The 6,026-nt window shown below is 63.9% G+C and carries 8 protein-coding genes; 5 read left to right on the top strand and 3 right to left on the bottom strand.

Features of this window, described 5'->3' with window-relative positions; genetic code table 11:
- The coding region (locus tag EOC06_RS43360; protein WP_245469989.1) for a glycosyltransferase at nucleotides 1-435 on the top strand (435 nt) is incomplete at its 5' end.
- On the opposite strand, the gene EOC06_RS24090 is transcribed toward EOC06_RS43360, so the two are convergent.
- The 3 genes from EOC06_RS24090 to EOC06_RS24080 form a co-directional block, all read right to left on the bottom strand.
- Nucleotides 432-791, bottom strand: coding sequence for a tRNA-binding protein (locus EOC06_RS24090; protein WP_128308961.1), 360 nt, complete (start codon nucleotides 789-791; stop codon nucleotides 432-434). The two genes, EOC06_RS43360 and EOC06_RS24090, sit on opposite strands and share 4 nt — an antisense overlap.
- Before the next feature lie 27 nt (nucleotides 792-818).
- On the bottom strand, nucleotides 819-1,319 hold the full coding sequence (locus tag EOC06_RS24085) for a YbjN domain-containing protein (protein WP_128308960.1): 501 nt from the start codon (nucleotides 1,317-1,319) through the stop codon (nucleotides 819-821).
- A 345-nt stretch (nucleotides 1,320-1,664) separates the two neighbouring features.
- Nucleotides 1,665-1,967: an accessory factor UbiK family protein gene (locus tag EOC06_RS24080; RefSeq protein ID WP_013530008.1), complete on the bottom strand. Its 303-nt coding sequence runs from the start codon at nucleotides 1,965-1,967 to the stop codon at nucleotides 1,665-1,667.
- Nucleotides 1,968-2,135: 168 nt separating this feature from the next.
- On the opposite strand from EOC06_RS24080, the gene lgt reads away from it, so the two are divergent.
- The 4 genes from lgt to EOC06_RS24060 all read left to right on the top strand — a co-directional run.
- Nucleotides 2,136-2,990 carry a prolipoprotein diacylglyceryl transferase gene (gene lgt / locus EOC06_RS24075; protein ID WP_128308959.1) on the top strand — a complete coding sequence of 285 codons (855 nt, stop codon included), beginning with the start codon at nucleotides 2,136-2,138 and terminating at the stop codon, nucleotides 2,988-2,990.
- Nucleotides 2,987-4,075: a class I SAM-dependent methyltransferase gene (locus EOC06_RS24070; protein WP_128308958.1), complete on the top strand. Its 1,089-nt coding sequence runs from the start codon at nucleotides 2,987-2,989 to the stop codon at nucleotides 4,073-4,075. The genes lgt and EOC06_RS24070 overlap by 4 nt, the downstream gene beginning before the upstream one ends.
- Before the next feature lie 107 nt (nucleotides 4,076-4,182).
- Complete coding sequence (gene pgeF / locus EOC06_RS24065) at nucleotides 4,183-4,977, top strand: peptidoglycan editing factor PgeF (protein ID WP_127380566.1); 795 nt, start codon at nucleotides 4,183-4,185, stop codon at nucleotides 4,975-4,977.
- On the top strand, nucleotides 4,977-6,026 hold a 1,050-nt coding region (locus tag EOC06_RS24060; protein WP_164898708.1), incomplete at its 3' end, for a Xaa-Pro peptidase family protein. The genes pgeF and EOC06_RS24060, both read left to right, overlap by 1 nt.

Raw genomic sequence — 6,026 nt, 5'->3', positions numbered from 1 at the left:
TTCCTCGACCTCGACCTGCCGGGCAGCAAGGTGATCGTCGGCGAAGGCCCTGAGCTTGCCAGGCTGAAGGCAAAATATCCGCAAGCGCATTTCCTCGGCCATCGCCCCAACGACGAACTGGCCGAGATCTATGCCTCGGCCGATGTCTTCGTCTTCCCGAGCCGCACCGACACGTTCGGCAACGTCATCATCGAGGCATTGGCCAGCGGCACGCCGGTTGCCGCCTATCCGGTGACCGGGCCGATCGACATTGTCGGCGACGGCTTTGGCGGCGCGGTCTCCAACGATCTGCGCGAGGCCTCGCTTGCCGCGCTCAATGTAGACCGTGCCGAAGCACGCGAACGCGCCTTGCGCTACAGCTGGAAGGCTTGTGCAGAGATGTTCCTCGACACGGTCGAGGAAGCGCTGGGCACGACGCGCAAGCTGGCGGCCTAAAACAACCGCCCGCCATCCGGCACCTTGTGCTCGATCGCGCCGAGCACCACCGCGCCCTCTTCGTCGGGAAAGCCGAGCGTCAGCACTTCCGACATGAATGGACCGATCTGGCGCGGCGGGAAATTGACCACCGCGAACACCTGTCGGCCGATCAGCGTCTCCGGTGTATAATATTTGGTGATCTGCGCCGACGATTTCTTGATGCCGATGCCGGCGCCGAAATCGATCTTCAGCTTGAATGCGGGCTTGCGCGCCTCGGGAAACGGCTCGGCCTCGACGATCGTGCCGGCGCGGATGTCGACACGATCGAAATCGGCAAAACTGATTTCGGGCTTGCGCTCGCTGTTCGAACTCATCTTGGTTCTTGTCTGCCTTGCGGGGACTCAGGCGTTGCCGTAGGTCTCGAACAGCACGCCGGCCAGGGCGTCCTTGGCCGAGGTTCCCGACCAGACGACGAACTGGAACGCCTGGAAATAGCATTCGCAGGCTTCCAGCGCCGACGACAGCAACACTTCGACCTGCTGGCTCGACGGCTCGACCCCGCCGGCCAGCAGCAGCGACTGGCGGAACATGATCGCGCCCTCCTGCTCCCAGAGGTCGAAATGGCCAAACAGCATCTGCTCGTTGATCAGCGACAAGAGCCGCATCACTTCCAGCGCGCGGGTCTCCGGCACCTTGATGTCGAAGGCGCAGGCAAGGTGCAGCGCCTCGAAATCCTCCATCCACGAGAAGGAGACGTGATAGTCGGTCCAGCTTCCGGCAACCGAGATCGAAATCTCGTCGTCGCCGGCCCGCTCAAAGGACCAGTCGTTGTTGTGGGCCACCTGCTCGATAACATCCACCGGATGGATTTCGCGGGAGAATTCGAATTCGAGAAGTTCCATGGAATGCTTCCTGTCGTTCTGTACGAGCGCCGCCACACGCTCCGCGGGAGGGCACACACAACGAACAATCTTGTCTAGAACTCGGACGGCCAGGACTTTCTTCGCGCAAAGACTACCTTCTCGACGCAAAGACCCCAGACCGGACCCCACCGCCCGGTCGCACGACCCTGCTCCGAATCATGCAACAAATTCAGTCTATTGATCGGGAGTCGCGTGAACAGCCCAATTTTTCGCACTGCGTCATTCGCATGTGGAAAGCCGCTGTCACAAAGATTCATGCAATGCCGTTAAGCGATTCACGGCAAAGCGCTTTTCAGGATCGGGCTATGTGGAAAAGTTTAACGATTATTTTTTTGTGCGCGGCTTGGCCGCCGTCGCTGGTGTGGCGTCACCGGCCAGTTCGGCAAGCTTCGCCTCGAGCGCCTCGATGCGGGCGGCAAGGCGAGTGTTTTCTTCCCGCGCCTTGGCGGCCATCTCGCGCGCGGCTTCGAACTCTTCGCGCTGCACCACGTCCATGGTGTTGAGAATGCGTTCGGCCTGCCCCTTGAAGGCCGTCTCCACCTCCCGGCGCACGCCCTGGGCGGCGCCGGCGGCGTCGGTCATCAGCTTGGCGAATTCATCGAGAATGCGGTTCGGTCCGGTCGACATGGCAAATCCTCGCGCTTGCACAAATTGACGTAGTGGCGCTGCGCGTCGAATGCAAGCATGTTGCGCCGCGCTGCGGCATCAAGTCGAGGGCGCCCACCTTGCCTTGACCCTGCCAAAACCCTGCCGCATGGTCCGCGCGCAAACGCGTTTCGCAATGAGAGTTCCCCGTTGAACGAATATTTCCTGCTGCCGCTGGCCTCCTTGCCCTTCCCCAACATCAACCCGATCCTCATCCAGATCGGGCCGCTGGCGGTGCACTGGTATGGCGTCGGCTATATCGTCGGTATCCTGTTCGCCTGGTGGTATGCCAAGCGGCTTGCCAGCAATGCCAGGCTGTGGCCGAACGGCGTCCTGCCGATGAAGCCGGAGGATCTCGACGACTTCATCGTCTGGGCGGCCATCGGCGTCGTGCTCGGCGGCCGCACCGGCTATGTGCTGTTCTATGATCTGCCACGCTACATCGCCCACCCGCTCGATATCTTGGCGGTCTGGCAAGGCGGTATGTCGTTCCATGGCGGCCTGCTTGGCGTCATCCTCGCCATGACGCTGTTTTCCATCAAGCGCGGCATCCGCACCTGGTCGCTGTTTGACGTCGTGGCGGCCGGCGTGCCGGTCGGCCTTGGCCTGGTGCGCGTCGCCAACTTCATCAACTCCGAGCTGTGGGGGCGCCCAACCGACGTGCCCTGGGCTTTCGAATTCCCCAATGGCGGGCCGTTTGCCCGTCACCCGAGCCAGCTCTACGAGGCGCTTCTCGAAGGCGTGGTGCTGTTCCTCGTGCTGCGCATTCTCACCCATTCGCGCCTCAAGCTGAAGACGCCGCGCTTCGTCGGCGGCGCCTTCATCTGCGGCTACGGCCTGTCGCGCATTTTTGTCGAGTTCTTCCGCGAGCCCGACCAGCAGCTCGGCTACCTCCTCGGCACCAACTGGCTGACCATGGGCATGATCCTGTCGACGCCGATGGTGCTGGCCGGCATCTGGGCGATGCTGACCGCCAAGCCGGTGACGCAGCCGCAGCCGGCATGACACGGCTGAAGACCCGCATCGTCGACCTGATCGAGGCCCTGGGGCCGATACCGATCAACGAATACATGGCGATGTGCCTGTTCGACCCGGCGGACGGCTACTACACGACGCGCGAGCCTTTTGGTGCGGCCGGTGACTTCATCACCGCGCCGGAGATCAGCCAGATGTTCGGCGAATTGGTCGCCGTGTGGATGTACCAGGCGTGGCAGGCGAGCGGCCGGCCGCTGCCGGCCACCATCGCCGAGATCGGCCCCGGCCGCGGCACGCTGATGAAGGACATGCTGCGTACGCTGTCGCGGCTCGATCCTGATCTGGCCAGCGGCGCCACCTTCGCCATGATCGAGACCAGCCCGCGCCTGACCGAGGTGCAAAAGCAGACGCTTGGCGCCACACCCTTCGCGGTTGGCTGGCATGAAACCATCGAGACCTTGCCGCAGCAACCGCTGTTCATCGTCGGCAACGAACTGTTCGACGCCGTGCCCATCCGCCAGTTCCTCCGCGCCGGCGCCGGCTGGCGCGAGCGCGTGGTCGGCCTCGACGAGACCAACGACCTTTGCTTCTTCGCCGGCGCCGGCTCGGTCGACCCGACGCTGCTGCCCGCCGATGCCACCCAAGCGCCGCAAGGTTCGATCGCCGAAGTGGCGCCTGCCCGCACCGCGCTCATGGCAACGATCGCCGAGCGCATATCCAGGCATGGCGGCGCTGGCCTGTTTCTCGACTATGGCCATCTCCAGCCGGGTGTCGGGGACACGCTGCAGGCCTTGCGCAGCCACGATCACGAAGATGTGCTGGCCAATCCCGGTGAGGCCGACCTCACCTCCCATGTCGATTTCGCCGCCCTGGCCGCGATCGTGCGTGCACATCGCCTCGAAGCCCATCTGACGACACAGGGCGACTTCCTGCTCGGCATGGGCATCCTCGAGCGCGCCGGCCGGCTTGGCGCCGATGCCGGCCAGGCGGCGCGCGAAAGGATCGCCGGCGACGTCGAGCGCCTCGCAGGGCCGCAAGCCATGGGCGAGCTGTTCAAGGTGCTTGCGGTACTGCCTCGCGGCGTGGCGGTTCGGCCCTTCGCCGGGGCGGATTGACTTTTTACCGCCGCCCCTCCCAATCTCCCGTCCGCGCTTTGCAGCGCCTGTTCTCGACCAAGCACCTTCTTCTTGACGAAACCGCCCACACGGACAACAACGCCCGCATGCTGAATCAGACCAAACCGGATCCCGTTCGGTCGCCGCTGCTGGACAAGGCGCAGGCACAAGGCATCCGCCACGGCTATTTCACCCGCATCGGCGGTGTCTCCGGCGGCATCTACCAGGGCCTCAACATCGGCACCGGATCGAATGACGACCAGGCGCTGGTCGCAGAGAACCGCGGCCGCGTCGCCGCCTGGATGGGCGTGCCGGCGAACCATCTGTTGACCGCCTGGCAAATCCATTCGCCCGACGTCATCATCGCCAGGGAGCCCTTTGCCGGCGAGCGGCCCAAGGCAGACGCCATCGTCACCGACCGGCCGGGCATCGCCATCGGCGCTTCGACCGCCGATTGCGGTCCCGTGCTGTTCGCGGATGCTGAGGCGCGCATCATCGGCGCCGCGCATGCCGGCTGGAAAGGCGCGTTCACCGGCGTGCTCGAAAACACCATCCTGGCAATGGAAAGCCTCGGTGCCCGGCGTCAAAACATCGTCGCCGTGCTGGGCCCCTCCATCGGCCCTGATAACTACGAGGTCGGCCCGGAATTCGTCGCCCGCTTTGTCGATGCCGACGCCGAAAACATCCTCTATTTCGCGCCGTCCGCCAATGCCGGCCATGCCATGTTCGACCTCAACCGCTACACGGTTGACCGGCTGGCCGAGGCCGGCGTGACGGCTGAAGGCCTCGACCGCTGCACTTACGCCGAGGAAGGCCTGTTCTACTCCTACCGGCGCACCACGCATCGCAAGGAGCCCGATTACGGCCGGCAGGTTTCGGCAATCGTCTTGGAGAGGGAATAATGGCGCTGCATTTTGAACGATCTGAATTTGACGCGCGGCGCGACCGGCTGATCATCGAGATGGCCGAAAAAAAGCTTGATGCCATCCTGCTGTTCGCGCAGGAAAGCATGTACTGGCTGACCGGCTACGACACGTTCGGCTTCTGCTTCTTCCAGTGCCTGGTGGTGAAGGCCGACGGTTCGATGGTGCTGCTGACCCGCTCGGCCGACCTGCGCCAGGCGCGTCAGACCTCAATTATCGACAACATCGTCTTGTGGACGGACCGTAATGGCGCCAATCCGGCGGTAGACCTGCGCAATCTGCTCAACGAACTCGACCTGCTCGGAGCCCGCATCGGTGTCGAATACGACACCCATGGCCTGACCGCGTTCAATGGCCGACGGCTCGACGAACAGTTGCAGACCTTCGGCCAGATCGCCGATGCGTCCGGCATTGTCGGCCGCCTGCGCCTGTTCAAGAGCCCGGCCGAGATCGCCAAGGCCGAGAAGGCCGCCAATCTCTCCGACGATGCGCTCGACGCGGCGCTGCCGCTGATCAAGCAAGGCGGCGACGAAGCCCTGATCCTGGCCGCCATGCAGGGTGCGATCTTTGCCGGCGGCGGCGACTATCCGGCCAACGAATTCATCATCGGCTCCGGCGTCGATGCGCTGCTGTGCCGCTACAAGGCCGGCCGCCGCAAGCTCACCAAAAATGACCAGCTGACGCTCGAATGGGCCGGCGTCTTCAACCACTACCACGCACCGATGATGCGCACGGTGCTGACCGGCAAGGTGTCGAAGCGCCATCAGGAACTGTTCGACGCCGCCCGCGCGGCACTCCTGGCTGTCGAAAAGGCGATGACGCCGGGCAACAGCTTCGGCGACGTCTTCGATGCGCATGCCCGCACCATGGAGGCGCACGGCTTGACCAAGCACCGGCTGAACGCCTGCGGCTATTCGGTCGGCGCCCGCTTCACTCCGTCCTGGATGGACATGCCGATGTTCTACCAGGGCAATCCCGAACCGATCGCGCCCAACATGACGCTGTTCGCCCATATGATCATCATGGAC

The sequence above is a fragment of the Mesorhizobium sp. M7A.F.Ca.MR.362.00.0.0 genome (assembly GCF_004023175.1).
Taxonomy (GTDB): Bacteria; Pseudomonadota; Alphaproteobacteria; order Rhizobiales; family Rhizobiaceae; genus Mesorhizobium.
Note: the sequence above shows the minus strand (reverse complement) of the source record. Positions and strands in the feature narration are given on the sequence as shown.

Coding starts and splice junctions, on each gene's coding strand:
- EOC06_RS24090 (WP_128308961.1), bottom strand. CDS start 791: ATGAGTTCGAACAGCGAGCGCAAGCCCGAAATCAGTTTTGCCGATTTC.
- pgeF (WP_127380566.1), top strand. CDS start 4,183: ATGCTGAATCAGACCAAACCGGATCCCGTTCGGTCGCCGCTGCTGGAC.
- EOC06_RS24080 (WP_013530008.1), bottom strand. CDS start 1,967: ATGTCGACCGGACCGAACCGCATTCTCGATGAATTCGCCAAGCTGATG.
- EOC06_RS24085 (WP_128308960.1), bottom strand. CDS start 1,319: ATGGAACTTCTCGAATTCGAATTCTCCCGCGAAATCCATCCGGTGGAT.
- EOC06_RS24070 (WP_128308958.1), top strand. CDS start 2,987: ATGACACGGCTGAAGACCCGCATCGTCGACCTGATCGAGGCCCTGGGG.